This is a genomic window from Candidatus Hydrogenedentota bacterium (assembly GCA_018005585.1).
Lineage (GTDB): Bacteria > Hydrogenedentota > Hydrogenedentia > Hydrogenedentales > JAGMZX01 > JAGMZX01.
The window spans coordinates 33,432-48,804 of the sequence record JAGMZX010000025.1 but is presented as its reverse complement, the minus strand read 5'-3'; the positions used below and the strand labels follow the sequence as shown (position 1 = coordinate 48,804).

The following is a 15,373-nucleotide window of genomic DNA, read 5'->3' as shown; positions in this document are numbered from 1 at the left end:
CGCGCGCCGTGATAGGATTGTGCGCTCTTCATACTGCCCACGATTGCGTTCCCCCATTTTCAATGGAGATTACGCCATGGCGAAGTACAAGATAGCACTGTTGCCCGGCGACGGCACCGGCCCGGAAGTGCTCCGCGAGGGCGTGAAGGTCCTCGAAGCCGCGGCGGCGCGGTTTGGATTCCGTTTCGACACGGCGCCGTACGATTTCGGCGGTGACCGCTACCTGGCCACGGGCGAAGTGCTGCCAGATTCGGCCATGGACGAATTGCGCCAGCACGACGCTATCTTCCTGGGCGCCATCGGCCACCCGGACGTGAAACCGGGCATTCTTGAGAAGGGCATCCTGCTGCGCGTGCGCTTCGAGCTGGACCAGTACATCAACCTCCGCCCGGTCAAGCTGTATCCGAACGTCGAGACCCCTTTGAAAGACAAAGGCCCGGAAGACATCGATTTCGTCGTGGTCCGCGAGAACTCCGCCGACATGTACACGGGCATCGGCGGCGTGCAGCGCAAGGGCACGCCTTACGAGGTGGCGATGCAGTGCAGCGTGTACACGCGCAACGAGGTGGACCGCTGCCTCCAGTACGCGTTTGAATACACGCGCAAGCGGAACAAGAAGAACGCGCTGGCGCTGTGCGGCAAGACCAACGTGCTGACCTACGTCTACGACCTGTGGGAACGCGCTTTCCACGAAATGGGCGCGCGCGATTTTCCCGACATCAAGCGCGAGTACTATCACGTCGACGCCACGACCATGTGGATGGTGAAGAACCCCGAGTGGTTCGACGTGATCGTGACGGGCAACATGTTCGGCGACATCATCACGGATCTCGGCGCCATGATCCAGGGCGGCATGGGCGTCGCGGCGGGCGGCAACATCAATCCCAACGGGGTGTCGATGTTCGAACCCATCGGCGGCAGCGCGCCGAAATACACGGGCATGGGCGTCATCAATCCGATAGCGTGCATCTGCGCCGGGCAAATGCTGCTCGAGCATCTCGGCGAAACGGAAGCGGGCGCGGCAATCGAGCGGGCCGTTATCGCCTTTCTGCAGTCGGACAAGTGCCCCGGCATGTCCGCGAGAGAAATCAAGGAAAAAGGCAGTTCGACCGCGAAGATCGGCGACGCCATCGCGGAGTTCACGGCTACGGTCTAGGCTCGCGCCATGGCCCGGCGAAACCCGGAAATGGGCAGGGCAGACGCAGCGGGCGGGGTCCGATTGCCGGCGTTTGTCCGGGACGCGATTCCTTCACCCCGTCCCTATGGTCCATAATGTCCCTGTCTTCCGGTGGATACCCGCGCCAACACGGGTACAAGGAATCCAGACATGAAACAAGTCTTGGTGAAGGGCGGCAAAGTCCAGCTGCTGGATGTGCCGCCGCCCGCCATCGGGCCGGGCATGGCGCTGGTCCGTGTCAGCCATTCGCTCATCAGTTCCGGCACGGAGTCCGGGTTCGTGTCGGAAGGCGGGCTTGCGTCGTACGTGCTCAAGAAGGCCCGCGACCCGCTCAACATCGAGAAGGTGAAACGAAAGCTGGCCAGCGTCGGCGTCAAGGGCACGCTGGATGTCATCAGGAACAAGCTGTTCGAGTTTCAGGCGCCCGGCTATAGCACTTCCGGCGTCGTTGCCGCGACCGGACCGGACACGCCCGGGCTGCGCGTGGGCGACCGGGTCGCGTGCGCGGGCGTAGGTTACGCCTCGCACGCCGAATACAACGCCGTTCCGCATCAACTGCTCACGCCCATCCCCGACGGCGTGGATTTCGACGAGGCGGCGTTCGTCGCACTGTGCGCGATTGCCATGCAGGGCGTGCGCCGCGCGCAAACCACGCTGGGCGAGACGTTCCTGGTGCTCGGCCTCGGCCTCGTGGGACAGCTGACCTGCCAGATCGTGCGCGCCGCAGGCTGCCGCGCCATCGGCTGCGACCCGATCGCCGCGAAACGCGCATTGGCGCAGGAACTGGGCGCGGACGCGGTCTGCGCGCCCGGCGAACTGCCGGACCTGACGGCCGACTGGACCGGCGGCTACGGCGCGGACGGGGTCATCATCTGCGCGGCGTCCAAGGAGAGCGGGGTTACCAATCAGGCGCTGGACCTGTGCCGGCAGAAAGGCCGCGTGGTCGTCGTCGGCGCCGTGGGCATGGAACTGCAGCGCGAACCACTGTACACGAAGGAACTCGATTTCCTGCTGTCCTGCTCCTACGGCCCGGGCCGGTACAACGCGCAATACGAGGAAAAAGGGCTCGATTACCCCATCAGCTACGTGCGCTGGACCGAAGGCCGGAACATGGCGGAATCGCTGCGTCTCATCGCGGATCGCAGACTTCGCGTCAAGCCGCTCATATCCTTAGTGCGCCCCGTCGATGCCGCGCAGGAAGCCTACGACGCCGTGCTCGACCCCGCCACGAACACGGTCGCCGCGTTGCTCAGCTATGGTCTCGACGCGCCGGCAACGGTCCAAGCGCCCAGCCGGGTGTTCACGCTGCGGGCCGCGCGGGAAGACGCGGGCGAAATCGGCGTGGCGGTAATCGGCGCGGGCAACCTCGCGCAGGGGTTTCATCTGCCGAATCTGACACGAATTCCCGGTTGCCGCCTTGTGGCGGTGGCGGACGCGAAAGGCTCGGTGGCCAAGCAGGCCGGCGACAAGTTCGGCGCGCAGTATTGCACCACCGATTACGCGGATGTGCTGAATGACCGCAAAGTGCGGGCGGTGGTCATCGCCACGCGCCACAATCTGCACAAGGAAATCGCCTTGGCCGCCGCCGCGGCGGGCAAGCACATCCTTGTTGAAAAGCCCATGGCGTTGACCGTCCCCGACTGCGAGGAGATGTGCGAGGCCGTTTCGCGCGCGGGCGTGTTGCTCACCGTGGGATTCAACCGGCGCTTCTCGACCTATGCGGCGCAGGCGAAGGCCGCCATGGCGCGCGCGCGCGGACCCAAGATGATTCTCTACCGCTGCAATGCCGGGCCCTTGCCGCTCGGGCACTGGGCCACCGACCCCGTCGAAGGCGGCGGCCGCATCGTGGGCGAAGCGGTCCATTTCTTCGACCTGTGCTGCTGGTTCCTCGGCGCGGATCCCGTGTCCGTAGCCGCGGAACGCATCGACGCGGACTCGGCGGACACCATCGCGGAAGACAACCTCTGCGTTACGCTGCGCTATCCCGACGGTTCCCTCGCGAACGTCTTCTATTGCTGCGTGGGCGCGCCCGCTTTGCCCAAGGAACGCATCGAGTGGTACGGCGGCAACGGCGGCATCATCATTGACGATTTCCATGGCGTCGACATCGCCGGCTTGCCCGGAAAGAGCGTCCGCAAGAGAACGGTCGACAAGGGCATGCGCGGCCTGCTCGAGAACTTCATCCAGGCCGTGCGCGGCGAGGCGGAGTTGAGCGTAACGGCCCAGCATGGCCTGCGCGCCACGCGCATCGCGCGCGCGGCATTGGACAGCGCCCGCGGAACCGGAACCGCGCCGTGAGGAGCCGCATGACCGACATCCTGCCCGGACCGCCGCGCAATCGCGCCGCACAACGCCCGCAGCGGCGGCCATAACGTCATGTGCGGCATTGCGGGCATAGCCGGACGGCCCGACCCGGCCCTGGTCCAGACCATGACGCGCGCGCTCGCGCATCGCGGCCCGGACGATGAGGGTTTCTATAATGACGGCCGGGTATCGCTGGGACACCGCAGGCTCAGCATCATCGACCTCGACACGGGGCATCAGCCCATGTGCGGCACGTCGGGCAACACCTGGATCGTATTCAACGGCGAAATCTACAACTTCAAGGAACTGCGCCGCGACCTTGAAGCGCGCGGCCGCGTATTCCACACGCAATCCGACACCGAAGTCATCCTGGCGGCCTATGAAACGCATGGCGAGGCGTGCGTCCCGCTGTTGCAGGGCATGTTCGCCTTTGCCCTGTGGGACACCCGGACGCAGACACTCCTGCTCGCCCGCGACCACATCGGCGTAAAACCGCTCTATTACGCGCGGTGCGCCGATGCGCTCTATTTCGGGTCGGAGATTAAGGCGCTGCTGCCCGCCCCGGGCGTCTCGCGCGTCCTGGATTTCGCCGCGCTCGACGATTACCTCACGTACCTCTACACGGTGCCGCCCCGCACTATTTTCAGGGACATTCGCCAGTTGCCGCCCGGCACGCTCGCCCTGTGGCGCGACGGCGCATGGACCGAGCGCCGCTATTGGCGGCCCGCGTTTCGTGAGGAAATCCGGTCCGAAGACGAGTGGCTTGAGGCCGTGTCGGCATGTCTAGACGATGTCATCGGCAAGTACCTGATCGCCGATGTGCCGCTCGGCGCGTTCCTCAGCGGCGGACTCGATTCCGCCACGATCGTGCACCACATGCTGCGCCAGACGAGCGCCCCCGTGAACACGTTCACGATTGGATTCGGGCCGGAGGGGCGGCTATACGACGAGACGGTGGAAGCCCGCGGCATGGCGCGGCATTTCGGGACCACCCACCGCGAACTGACCGCGGAAACCGACGCAAGGCAGTTGCTGCCCCGCATCATCCGCCACTTCGACGAGCCATTCGGCAATCCCACGGCGCTGCTCACGTACGCGATCTGCGGGCTCGTCCGAAAGCACGTCACCGTCGTTCTTTCCGGCGACGGCGGCGACGAGAACTTCGGCGGGTACCCGCGCTATGCGGGCGCGGCCATGGCCGAGCGGTATCGGCGCATCCCGGCGTTCCTGCGCCGTTGGCTCATCAATCCGCTGGTGCAGCGCCTGCCCGAGAGCACAAGGGGTTTCCACGCGCCGCGGCGGCTCCGCGAATTCTCGGCGGGCAGCCTGCTTGACCCCGTGAGCATGTACGCCGCCTGGATCAGCTACTACACCCCCGAACAACGCCGCGACCTCTACACGCCCGGCACGCGGCGGGCCGTGGGTGACCATGACGCGCTTGCGTTCATCCACCGTCTGGCCCGCGAAGCGGATACGGACGACCCAGTCGCGCGCGCCATGTACATCGACCTGCATTCGTTCCTGCCGAACAACGTTCTGCAATACGGCGACCGCATGAGCATGGCCCATGCCCTCGAAACCCGCGTGCCCCTCGCAGACGTGCGTCTGATTGAATTGCTCGCGCGCATCCCCTCCAGTCTGAAAATCAAAGGCATGCGCACGAAATCGCTCCTGCGCCGGTGCATGCGGGGCCGCCTGCCCGAAGACGTGCTGCAACGCAAGAAGACCGGGCTCAACCCGCCCATGGGCGTCTGGCTCAATACCAGCCTGCGCCCGCTCGTCGAGGAATACCTCTCGCCGGAGACGCTCCGCCGGACCGGCTTCTTCCGTCCCGAACCCGTCCAGCAGATGATAGCCGACCACCGCGCCGGCCGCCGCGACCTCACCTGGCACCTCTGGGCGCTGCTGCTCTTCGAGCACTGGCGGCGGGAATATCTCGGGGCTTGACCCAGCCCTGTCAGAGTGTGGCCCCCAGGCTGGTGACAAGGAGCACGGTGGCGATGAGCGTGAGGCCGATAAGCACAATGCGGCGGAAGACAGCCTCGGGCAGGTATTTCGAGAGCCGGATGCCCACCGTGGTCCCGAGCAGCACAGCCGGGACCAGCGCCGCGGTGAGGCGCGCAACCTCAAGGGTATACATGCCCCACGCCAGGTAGAGCATGAGCGTGAAGACGCCTTCCAGGAAAAAATAGCTGATGAGGTTGGCGCGGAAGACGTCCTTGGGCGTGTCCTGGTTGGCAAGAAACAGGATAAGCGGCGGCCCGCTCATCGAGGTGCTGCCCGCGAGGATGCCGCACACGCAGCCAAGGGGCAACAGCGCGCGCTGCGGGCGCCGCAGGGGGCGGGTCCAACCGGTGGCCATCGCTGCCACGAAGAGGAGAATCAACACCGCGACGCCGATGCTCATTATGTTCGGGTCGATAACGCGCAGCGCATACACGCCCAGCGGTATGCCCGCGATGCTGCCCAGGGCCAGCATGCCCACGAGCCGCCACAACAAATGCCGCTGCGCGTGCAACGCAGTCACGAAACTGTTGACCATGCTCATGCCCAGCACCGTCGGGACCACAACCGCGGGCGCGGCAAACAGCATGAGACAGGGCACGCTTGCAAGACCGAGTCCGAACCCCGCGCATCCCTGGATCATGCCCGCCAGAAACGCCACCGCCATGCCGAATACGTATACTCCCATCTTCGGCGTCCTCGTTAGAAGTTGGCGGGAATCATGCAGTTTTCCGCGGCGGGAAACAAGCTGATCTCACGCCAGACGCTTGCGAAACGGGGCGCGCCGTCGCGTATAGTACGCGCGAGAGAGTGAGGAGCGCCCGCCATGCCGACCGCTTTGTTCCTGATGATCCCCATTGCCCTGCACGCCAACCCCGAGACCATGTCGCCCAGCGACACGGGTTCGTATTTTCCCTTCCTGGACGCCTATGCGCAGTCCAGCCCCATCGCGTTGTCGTTCTTGTCCGGGTCATGGCCGGATGTCGAGCAGTGGCGTCAGGCGGGGCGCGCGAAGATGGCAGAGCTGCTCGCCTACGCGCCGCCAGGCGTGCCGCCGGACGCCGAAACGCTTGCGTCCGTCCCGAAGGACGGCTACACGCGGCATCACGTGCGGATTTCCATTGCGCCAGGCCGGAAAACCGAGGGTTACCTGCTCATCCCGGACGGATTGACCGCGCCCGCGCCGGCTATCTTGGCGCTGCATGACCACAGCGGTTTCTACTACTTCGGGAAAGAGAAAGTCGTAGCCATGGACGACCCGCCGCCTGCGCTTCAGGAGCTCATCGAGAATACCTATGGCGGGCGCACCGTCGGCGACGAACTGGCCCGGCGCGGCTACGTCGTGTTCGCGCCCGACGCCTTCTATTTCGGGTCGCAGCGCCTGGACCCCGCGTCGCTTCCGGCCGAATACGCCGCGGGACTGGAGGGCAAGCAACCCGGCTCCGACGATTACATCCGCGCGTTCAATCCCATTGCCGGGCGGCACGAGCCGCTGATGGCCAAGACGATTTTCACGGCGGGCGCCACATGGCCCGGCATCCAGTATCAGGGGGACAAGGCCTCGCTGGACTACCTGCTGTCGCGGTCCGAGGTGGACCCGGAGCGCGTGGGTTGTATCGGCCTGTCGCTCGGCGGCTACCGCAGCGCGCATACGTTCGGCCTCGACCCCCGCGTCAAGGCCGGCGTGGTCGCGGGATGGATGTGCACGTACCGGTCGCTGCTGCGCAATCACGTCCGGCATCATACCTGGATGATTTATGTGCCCGGCCAGTACGCATGGCTGGATTTGCCCGACGTGGTAACGCTGAACGCGCCGCGGCCTTTCATGATGATTCACTGCAGCCAGGACCACCTGTTCCCGGCCGAGGGAGCGCAGGAGGCGGCGGCGCACATCGCGGAGGTCTATGAGCGGATGGGCGCGCCCGACCGGTTTGTCTGCAACTATTACAACGAACCGCACTCGCTCAAAGTTCCGGCGCAGGACGACGCCATCGCCTGGTTCGAGCGCTGGCTGAAATAAGGGGAAGCCCTGCGGACAGGATGGACAGTGCCTGAGCGCGCCGCGCGCACCCCGCGTCCGCGGGGCGTCCCTGTCGTGCGGCGCCGGGCGTGCGCCCTTATTGGGCGAGCACGGCTATGCCGCCGGTCAGGAGTCTCTCCAGCATCCAGACCATCAATGCGGTGATCCAGAGGAAGACGTAGAGGTGGAATATCTCGCGCCCTGAAAAACCCACGAAAGCCCAAAGTATCAGCGGCGGGATCAACAGCTTGAACGTCACCACGAGCGCCATGAGCAGTATCGGGCCGCCGAGACCGCCAAAACTGCCGATAAAAACCTCGACAATGAAGAAACCCAGCGCATACTTGGACGTATAGAGGGCGTTTGACAAGAAAGAGTCGAAATCAAGCCGGCCCGATTCCTTGAACGTCAGGTAAACGGGGATATAGTAGCTCAGGAACACGAGCAGCAGACTCACGACGCGAAGCGGCCAGCCCCACCGCGTGTCGATTGCTTCGGGAGGATGCTCCTTCATCTCCATCGCCGCCCGGCCCAACCAGTCCTCGACGGGCAATACCAGAATCAGCAACATCACCACGCCCGCGAATATCAGGAACGGCACGAGGCCGCGCCGTTCCTTCCGGGGCTGTTTCTCCCGTTCCAGCCGTTCCTGGACAGAGCGCATCTCGCGCAGTTCCGCCTTGCTGGGCGGCGCGATGGTGGGGCCGCCCGAAGGCGGGTCCCAGGGCGTCGGTTCCGGCGACTGGCGCGCGCAAATCGTGCAGAGCGTCCCCTCCTCTCCGGCGTGTTGGTCCCAGTCGCCGCGGAACGCGCGACCGCAACGGGCGCATTGGGAAACCGAAACGGCAGCGGCAATGTCCCGGGGAACCGTAACCGGCGGCCGGATCGGCCCGGCCTGCCCCGCCTGCGCCGCCAACTCGGGCGTTTCGTCCCCCCACAGCGCCTCCAGGCGTTCCATCCTGGCATCGCGCGGCGGCGGGGTCAGGTCCGCATACGCCGGATGGCGGGGCAAGGTCTCTTCCGTTGCGGGCGGCGCTTCCGTGATGGGGTCATCCGACTCGAAGGATTCCGGCGATGGGGCCGGGGGCAGTTTGTCCGCCTGCGGGGTTTCAGTTTTGATCCGGATAAGCGCGCCGCAGCGTATGCAGCGGCCCCGGCCCGACACGGCCCGTTCCGGCAGGCGCATCTGTTGTCCGCAGGCACACGTGACGACTCGCGGCGCCATTCTTATGCGTCCCCTGCTCCAATTTCCGCGCGCTGAACACGCGATAAGACACTATACACTATGGAAACGGGAAACATGCACGGTATCGGGACGCGGCGGGCCGGGTCACTTGTCGTGCAGGCCCTTCACCACATTGTGCGAGAGATACCGCACCAGCAGGCCAACCATGGCGATGATGAATCCGAGACATACGCACAGGACCCCGCCGAAGTAGGCGGCCGTCGCTGTGAGGCTTCCCCCCACCGCGGCGCAGACGACCGCGCAAATCATCCCCAGCACCGCCAGGATAACACCCGTCAGAATATAATCCGGTTTCCAGGTTGAAGGCTCGGACTCCTGGGCGCGCACCGCCAATTCCTGGATTTCCTGGAATTCCTCCACCAGCTCGGGCCGCCTCTCGAGGTGCTCCAACAACGTCATCTGCACGCGGTGGCGCACCCAGACCTGTCCGATACTGCGCACCAGCGCGAAGAGGATCGTAGAAACAACCAGCAGAAACGGCAACATGAGCACGATCATCCGCAACATCAGGCTTACTTTTCCTCCTGTTCGACCGGCGAGCACCAAGGCGAGTTTCGCCGCACGGTCCCGCCCTGGAATGAAACCTGGTCCACAGCGGTATTAGTCTTTATAGCAGCTTAGAGTATAGCAACGAGCGGGCCCGAAGATGAACCTTTTCGTTCGTAGCGCCGTGGCGGCGGTGCTTATCGCGGCAGCGGTGCAGAGTTTCACGGTCGGCGTACTGGCCGATTTCCTGCCGCGCGAGGTGTGCCGCCCCGACGTACGCACCACGTGGACGCGCCAGTTCGGCCAGATTTCCCATATTTCCCTGGTCAATACGGACGGGGCCGTGCGCGTCACGGTGCACGATGGGTCCCAGGTCGATGTCACGGCCACCATTTCGGCATATGTGCGTTCTTACCAGGACCGCGAGACGGCGGAACGTCACGTGGCGTCGTTGTGCAAGGCGGAGGTCGAGGGTGACAGCCTCCGTCTCGTGACGGAGCCCAAGCCGCGGCCCGGCGCCGTCGACCTCAATGTGGCGTATGAAATTGGCGTCCCGGCAGGCACGAACGTGGAAATCGAGACCACGCGCGGCAATATCTACGTAGGCGAGAACTGCGGCGACGTAAATGTGCGCAGTGCGGTGTCGGACATAGAGATACGCAGTGCCCAGGGCATCGTCCGGGCCCAGACGACCAGCGGGCGTATCGATCTGCTGGACGCGGCGCGGGAGGCTATGCTGCGCACGGTCAACGGGAATGTGCGCGCCATCTTCGGAGGGCACCTGCTGGTGGCCAACACGGTGAATGGAAATATCGACGTGCGCCTGCCCCGGCCCGGCGTGCGGGGGTGCGACTTGACCACGACCAACGGAGATATTACACTTAGTATGCATCCGGGGTGTTCGGCGGAAGTCAACGCCATCACCCGACAGGGCGTTGTAAGAAGTGACTTCGAGGTCGTGCCGCTCTCCGGAGGCCAGAAACCAACGGAACTGCGTGGTTTTATCGGTCAATCGGAGACACAACTCACCCTGAGCACGTTTGCCGGGGATATCCTTATTGGAAGGAGCGAAACATGACGCCGTCCGCGAGTGCGGTGATGACCGCAACCGCCCAGGGCCTTGCCGCACCAGAGACCTCCGACCTTGACCTTGTCCGGAGAAGCAAGCGCGGCGACCGGGAAGCGTTTTCGGAACTGGTCCGGCGGCATCAGAACATCGTATATAACGTAGCCTACCGGTTCATGCGCGACCCGGCGCTTGCGGAAGACATGGCGCAGGAGGCGTTTATCAAGGCGTTCCGCTTGTTGAAGGGTTTCCGCGGCGAGTGCAGTTTTTCCACCTGGATGTACCGGGTGACGTGCAGCGTTTGCCTGACGGAACTCAGCCGCCGCAAGAAGCGGGGCGAGGTCCCGTTGCAGCCGCAGCATACTGGCGAGGCGGCGGTGCATCCGAGCCACAATTTTGACCTCCCCGAATTGGTCCGGCGTTGCGTCACGCTGCTGCCGGACCGTTACGCCACCATCGTGACGTTGTATTATCTGAACGGCACCTCGTATGAAGAGATCGCGGATACGATGAGTATCCCGATGGGCACTCTGAAGACCTGGATGCATCGCGCGCGCAAGCAGCTCAAGAAGATCGTGAGCAAAGAGGTTTTTCGCTATGCGGAATGAAGACCTGGACGCCTTGGTCGACTCGGCGCTGCGCAGCGAACCCATGCTGCCGACACCGCCCGCGCTGCATGACCGCGTCATGCGGCGCCTCGATGTGCAGGCGTTGATGGACCGCGAGCGCGCCCGGTTCCGGGCCAGCATGGCGATGATGTGCGTGGCGCTCGTGGCTATCCTGCTGGGCGGCGCGCTGTTTGTCGCGTTCACCAATCTGCGTCACGTGGCCGATTACGGCGCGCCGGGCGCGAAAGGGCAGTTGGACTACATCGTGCATAATCTGGCCCTGTACTTCACCGGCTATACGGGCGCGTATTCGCTTGGCCTGACGCTTTTCCTCGCTTTTGGCACGCTGCTTCTGGTGATTGTTCCGCTGCGCGAGCGTATGCGGCGACACTAGCTGGCTTGCCCGCCCCGCGCGGCTTGGTCGTGAAAACATTGGCTTGAGATATTTGCGTCGCAGCGGGTCTGTCCGCAATCACGACGCAAGGAGCATCCGGCGCGATGTCGCGTCCGAATCGCAAGGGTTCGTCCTTCGGCACACTGCGAATCGTGGCGGTAATGGTGCTGTTGCTGGCCGCGCTCGTGGCGTTCGCGCTTATGTTCGCGCCCCGCAAGACCCCGCCCCCGCCTCCGTCCCAGGTCGCTTTCGAAGGTCGTCCCGACCGCGATTCCACCCCGCTCGAACCGGGCGTCCCGCTACCCGCCCCCCCGGAACCGCGCATGCGCGCGCCGCGCCCCGAGGAACCGGCCGCGCCCGCCGCGGCCGGGCCTGCCGCGGAAGAGCCCCCATTCGTCATTCGCGGCCGCATCACCGACGCCCAGTCGGGAACGGCGCTCGCGGACGTGCGCGTCGAGGTGCGCCGCAACTGGACGCCCGAAGAGCGGGCCGGCTGGCAAGCGCAGCATCTCGAGGCCATCCATGCGCGCAACTTCGATCGGGTGCGCGAAATGCGGCTTGTTCAAGACCGGCTCGAGTTCACCAGGCAGGAAAGGACCGGCGCCGAGGGGGTCTACGAAATCCGCGTGACCGAGCCGGGCGATTATAGCGTGCTTATCGTAAAGGAGGGCTATCTGCCCGCTACGCGCGAGGCCGAGACGCTTGATGCGGAGCACCGCGAGTCGGTCGTCGATGCCGCGCTGTCAACCGGCGCGTCCATTGCAGGCCGGGTCACGGAATCCGGCTCCTCGCGCGGCGCGCCGGGCATTGGCGTCCAGATCGAGGACTCCCCGCTGCCCCCGGCGACCACGGACGAAGACGGCAACTACACGGTCTCCGGGCTGGGCGTCGGCGTATGCGGCGTGACGCTGCAACTGCGCGACACCCCCTACCGCGCCGCGGAGGAACTGCCGTATCAAAAGGTGACTATCGCCAACCCCACGCAGCGGCTGAACAACGTCAATTTCACTGTGGAGGCCGCGGGCGTCATCTGGGGCTACGTGCAGTCCGTCGAGAAGCAACCCGTGACCGGCTGCGAAGTGGTGCTGTGCACGTCCGCGAGCGTCGTGTCGCAGGCGCTCAACGCCATGGTGCGGCGCGCGCCGCCCGTGAGCGACCGGTCCGAAGAAGACGGCTACTACGAGCTGCTCGGCGTGCCGCTCGAGGAGACGTGGCGCGTCTATACGGTCTCGGAGAAATATGCGCCGCAATTGTCGCAGGAGGTTGCGCTCACCGCCGGAACCCGAGAGGTGCAGGTGGACCTGTTCCTTTACACGGGGAGCACGGTCACGGGGCGCGTCATCGAGCCCAAGGGCACGCCCATCCCGCAGGCGAACGTCGTGTGCATTCCGGCCTATTCGAGCCTCCTGTCGCCGATGCGCACGCCGCAGGCATTCCGCGGCGCGGACTCCGACGGCAGGGGCGTTTTCACCATTCGCGAACTGCCGCCTGGCGAATACCAGATTCTCGGGCGAAAGGAAGGGTACAAATTCAGCGCATTCGGCGAATCCATTTACTCCGACGGCTACAACAGCCTGTCCGGCGTGGACGTAATCCTGTATCCCGTCGAGTCGGGCCAGCATTCCATTTTCGGGATCGTGTTCGAGAGCGGCGGGCAGCCGCTCTCGGGTGTGGACGTGCGCCTGAACGGGTTAGGCTCCGAAAGTCTCAGTGACGCATCGCAGACGACGTCGACCAACACCGAGGGGCGTTTCGAATTCACGAACATCGAGACCGGCTTGTACGTTCTGACCGCATCGAAGGACGGTTACGGCGCGCAGACGGTGCGCAACGTCCTCCTCGACCGCGAAATCCGGGTAACGCTCGACGCCACGGGGATCGTGAGCGGCCGCGTCCTCGTGAAAGGGACCAGCGCGCCACCGCCGCAATACACGGTCAGCGCGACGCCGCTCGCGGAGGAGACGCAGAGCAGCGCAGACGTGTTGCGCCTCTTCGAGACGCCCGAATCGCTCGCCTTCAATGACCCCGCGGGCCGCTATGAACTGCAGTTGAGCCCGGGCGCGTACCGCATCGAAGGTTCGGCCCCCAAATACACGCCAGGCCGGCAGGTCGTCAGCGTTGAGGCCGGGGAAGTGCTCGAGGACATCGACTTGTACGTGAGCGAGGACGGCGGCCGCATCGAAGGGCGCGTCACCACCGCCGACGGGCGCAGTCCCCAAGGCGCGCTCGTGATACTGCTCAACGCGGATACCCCCGTCGAGGCCGCGCAGGCCGCCATGGGCGGGGGCGATTCGGGCCGCTCGATGCGCGTGGGCGACGACGGCGCGTTCGTCTTCGAGAATCTGCCGGCGGGCGAGTACGTCGCCGTCGCGCGGCATGAACGGTACACCGCCGCGCGCAGCGAGACCATCTTTCTGGAAGAACTCGGGAACGCGACCGGTATCGAACTGCGGCTCACCTTCGGCGGTTCGATCGAGGGCTACGTCGCTTACAACGGACGGCGCGTCGAAGGCGCGGTCGTAACGGCGCTTGGCGACGGCGAGCCGCGCGTGACCGAAACCGACGCTAACGGCGACTACCGCATCGACGGTCTCGCGCCGGGCAGCTACGGCGTGACCGCGCTCCCGTTCAGCGGCGACATCTCCGCCGTGGTCAACATGCGCATGCGGCAGGCGGAAGTCACGGACGGCGGGGTGACTACCGTCAATTTCGATACGGACGAAGGCGCAGTCATTGAAGGCACGTGCTCCCCGCCGCCGGTGTCGCTTGCGGGCGTACTGCCGGGCGGGCTGGCCGCGCTTCGCTATCCGGGCGCGTCGCCGCTGGCGCTGGGCGGTTCCACGAGCCTGCTGGGCCTGTCTTCCGACTTCTTCCAATTGCCCAGCGGGGTCATAGACGGGACGGGCTTCTTCCTGATCGAAGGCATCCCGCCGGGTCAGTACCAACTGGACATATACTACGTGTTTGGCGCGGAGATCCGGTTCGTGCACAGCACGCTGATCGAAGTGGCGGGCCAGGAGGTGATTCCCGTAGACTTGGTGGTCAACGTGTTCTGACCGGCTGAATCGGCTACGCGGCTTTCTCGAGAGCCTTGACCGTACTCCAGGCCGGAGAAATCGAGGAAAAGGCGCGCCAGTCTCCCTGCGCGGCTGCATCCATGGCATTGGTCGAACTCGAAGATGTGGTGGTCGCCTATGGCGACTTCATTGCGCTCGATGGCGTGACCTGCGCCATCGAAGGCGGCGCTGTCGGCCTGCTCGGGCCGAACGGCGCGGGCAAGAGCACGCTTATCCGGACGCTCCTCGGCTTCAATCGCGCGTCGAGCGGGCGCGTCTCGCTGTTCGGCAAGGCCATGCCGCGGCACGCGCTGGAGGTACGCCTCCGCATCGGGTATATGCCCGAGCGCGAGGTTTCGAGCCCGAAGGTCAGTGCGGTCAATTTCCTTACCTACTGCGGGCGCCTGATCGGCATGACGTACGTAGACGCCATGGAGCGGGCGCACGAGGTGCTGAGCTACGTCCGCCTCGGCGACAGCCGCTACCGCCTCATGGAGACGTACTCGACCGGCATGCTGCAGCGGGTCAAACTTGCTCAGGCGCTCATTCACGACCCGAAACTCGTGCTGCTCGACGAACCGACCAACGGCCTGGACCCGACCGGGCGCATCCAGATGCTCGATTTAATCCGCGACATCGCGGAACGGCGCGGCGTCACCGTCCTGCTTTCCTCACACCTGCTGCCGGACGTGCAGCACGTCTGCGAGCGCGTAGTCATGATCAACAATGGCAAGATCGTGCGCGAAGGCCGCATCGACGAACTCACGGCGGCACACGACGACCACTTCGAAGTGCGCGTGCGCGACCACGAGTCCGAATTCTGCGCCGCGCTCGAACGCCGCGGCGCCCGCTGGAAAAAGGACCGCGCCGGCAGTCTCCTCGTGACCGCGGGCAACGGCCCCGGGGACCTGTTCGAAGCGGCGCGCGCCGCGAAGACGCACATCCGCCACTTCCAGCCGGTGCGCACCTCGCTGGAAGAAGTCTTCCTCAAGGCGCTGGGAAAGGCGTAACC

At 65.1% G+C, this 15,373-nt stretch carries 12 protein-coding genes; 9 read left to right on the top strand and 3 right to left on the bottom strand.

Translation table 11 applies throughout. From position 1 onward, the window contains the following. The first annotated feature begins 76 nt into the window (after positions 1 to 76). From KA184_06415 to asnB, 3 genes are all read left to right on the top strand, one after another. Positions 77 to 1,156: a 3-isopropylmalate dehydrogenase gene (locus KA184_06415; protein MBP8129199.1), complete on the top strand. Its 1,080-nt coding sequence runs from the start codon at positions 77 to 79 to the stop codon at positions 1,154 to 1,156. 171 nt (positions 1,157 to 1,327) lie between these two features. After that, entirely contained in the window at positions 1,328 to 3,475 is a 2,148-nt protein-coding gene (locus KA184_06410; GenBank protein ID MBP8129198.1) for a bi-domain-containing oxidoreductase, read from the top strand. Between the two features lie 78 nt (positions 3,476 to 3,553). Beyond that, positions 3,554 to 5,428, top strand: a complete 1,875-nt coding sequence (gene asnB, locus KA184_06405) for an asparagine synthase (glutamine-hydrolyzing) (GenBank protein MBP8129197.1) — start codon at positions 3,554 to 3,556, stop codon at positions 5,426 to 5,428. A gap of 10 nt (positions 5,429 to 5,438) precedes the next feature. Here the strand turns inward: asnB and KA184_06400 are convergent, their stop codons facing one another. Further along, positions 5,439 to 6,173: a sulfite exporter TauE/SafE family protein gene (locus KA184_06400; protein ID MBP8129196.1), complete on the bottom strand. Its 735-nt coding sequence runs from the start codon at positions 6,171 to 6,173 to the stop codon at positions 5,439 to 5,441. A 138-nt stretch (positions 6,174 to 6,311) separates the two neighbouring features. Between KA184_06400 and KA184_06395 the strand changes: the two genes are divergently transcribed. Further along, a complete protein-coding gene (locus tag KA184_06395; GenBank protein MBP8129195.1) occupies positions 6,312 to 7,505 on the top strand; it encodes a dienelactone hydrolase family protein in 1,194 nt (397 codons plus the stop codon). 97 nt (positions 7,506 to 7,602) lie between these two features. Here the strand turns inward: KA184_06395 and KA184_06390 are convergent, their stop codons facing one another. Together KA184_06390 and KA184_06385 are read right to left on the bottom strand one after the other, a co-directional pair. After that, positions 7,603 to 8,730, bottom strand: coding sequence for a hypothetical protein (locus KA184_06390; GenBank protein ID MBP8129194.1), 1,128 nt, complete (start codon positions 8,728 to 8,730; stop codon positions 7,603 to 7,605). Between the two features lie 105 nt (positions 8,731 to 8,835). Then, positions 8,836 to 9,258, bottom strand: coding sequence for a hypothetical protein (locus KA184_06385; protein ID MBP8129193.1), 423 nt, complete (start codon positions 9,256 to 9,258; stop codon positions 8,836 to 8,838). Between the two features lie 139 nt (positions 9,259 to 9,397). On the opposite strand from KA184_06385, the gene KA184_06380 reads away from it, so the two are divergent. The 5 genes from KA184_06380 (at position 9,398) to KA184_06360 (ending at position 15,371) form a co-directional block, all read left to right on the top strand. After that, the gene (locus KA184_06380; protein ID MBP8129192.1) at positions 9,398 to 10,315 is read left to right on the top strand and encodes a hypothetical protein; all 918 of its coding nucleotides are present in this window, start codon (positions 9,398 to 9,400) and stop codon (positions 10,313 to 10,315) included. Then, positions 10,312 to 10,911, top strand: a complete 600-nt coding sequence (locus tag KA184_06375; protein MBP8129191.1) for an RNA polymerase sigma factor — start codon at positions 10,312 to 10,314, stop codon at positions 10,909 to 10,911. The genes KA184_06380 and KA184_06375 overlap by 4 nt, the downstream gene beginning before the upstream one ends. Next, positions 10,901 to 11,305 (top strand): hypothetical protein, encoded by a 405-nt coding sequence (locus tag KA184_06370; protein MBP8129190.1) that lies wholly within the window; start codon positions 10,901 to 10,903, stop codon positions 11,303 to 11,305. Before KA184_06375 ends, KA184_06370 begins: the two co-directional genes overlap by 11 nt. A gap of 104 nt (positions 11,306 to 11,409) precedes the next feature. After that, positions 11,410 to 14,361: a carboxypeptidase regulatory-like domain-containing protein gene (locus tag KA184_06365; protein MBP8129189.1), complete on the top strand. Its 2,952-nt coding sequence runs from the start codon at positions 11,410 to 11,412 to the stop codon at positions 14,359 to 14,361. A gap of 35 nt (positions 14,362 to 14,396) precedes the next feature. Next, a complete protein-coding gene (locus KA184_06360; protein MBP8129188.1) occupies positions 14,397 to 15,371 on the top strand; it encodes an ABC transporter ATP-binding protein in 975 nt (324 codons plus the stop codon). Positions 15,372 to 15,373: the final 2 nt, after the last annotated feature.

Coding starts and splice junctions, on each gene's coding strand:
- KA184_06415 (MBP8129199.1), top strand. CDS start 77: ATGGCGAAGTACAAGATAGCACTGTTGCCCGGCGACGGCACCGGCCCG.
- KA184_06410 (MBP8129198.1), top strand. CDS start 1,328: ATGAAACAAGTCTTGGTGAAGGGCGGCAAAGTCCAGCTGCTGGATGTG.
- asnB (MBP8129197.1), top strand. CDS start 3,554: ATGTGCGGCATTGCGGGCATAGCCGGACGGCCCGACCCGGCCCTGGTC.
- KA184_06400 (MBP8129196.1), bottom strand. CDS start 6,173: ATGGGAGTATACGTATTCGGCATGGCGGTGGCGTTTCTGGCGGGCATG.
- KA184_06395 (MBP8129195.1), top strand. CDS start 6,312: ATGCCGACCGCTTTGTTCCTGATGATCCCCATTGCCCTGCACGCCAAC.
- KA184_06390 (MBP8129194.1), bottom strand. CDS start 8,730: ATGGCGCCGCGAGTCGTCACGTGTGCCTGCGGACAACAGATGCGCCTG.
- KA184_06385 (MBP8129193.1), bottom strand. CDS start 9,258: ATGTTGCGGATGATCGTGCTCATGTTGCCGTTTCTGCTGGTTGTTTCT.
- KA184_06380 (MBP8129192.1), top strand. CDS start 9,398: ATGAACCTTTTCGTTCGTAGCGCCGTGGCGGCGGTGCTTATCGCGGCA.
- KA184_06375 (MBP8129191.1), top strand. CDS start 10,312: ATGACGCCGTCCGCGAGTGCGGTGATGACCGCAACCGCCCAGGGCCTT.
- KA184_06370 (MBP8129190.1), top strand. CDS start 10,901: ATGCGGAATGAAGACCTGGACGCCTTGGTCGACTCGGCGCTGCGCAGC.
- KA184_06365 (MBP8129189.1), top strand. CDS start 11,410: ATGTCGCGTCCGAATCGCAAGGGTTCGTCCTTCGGCACACTGCGAATC.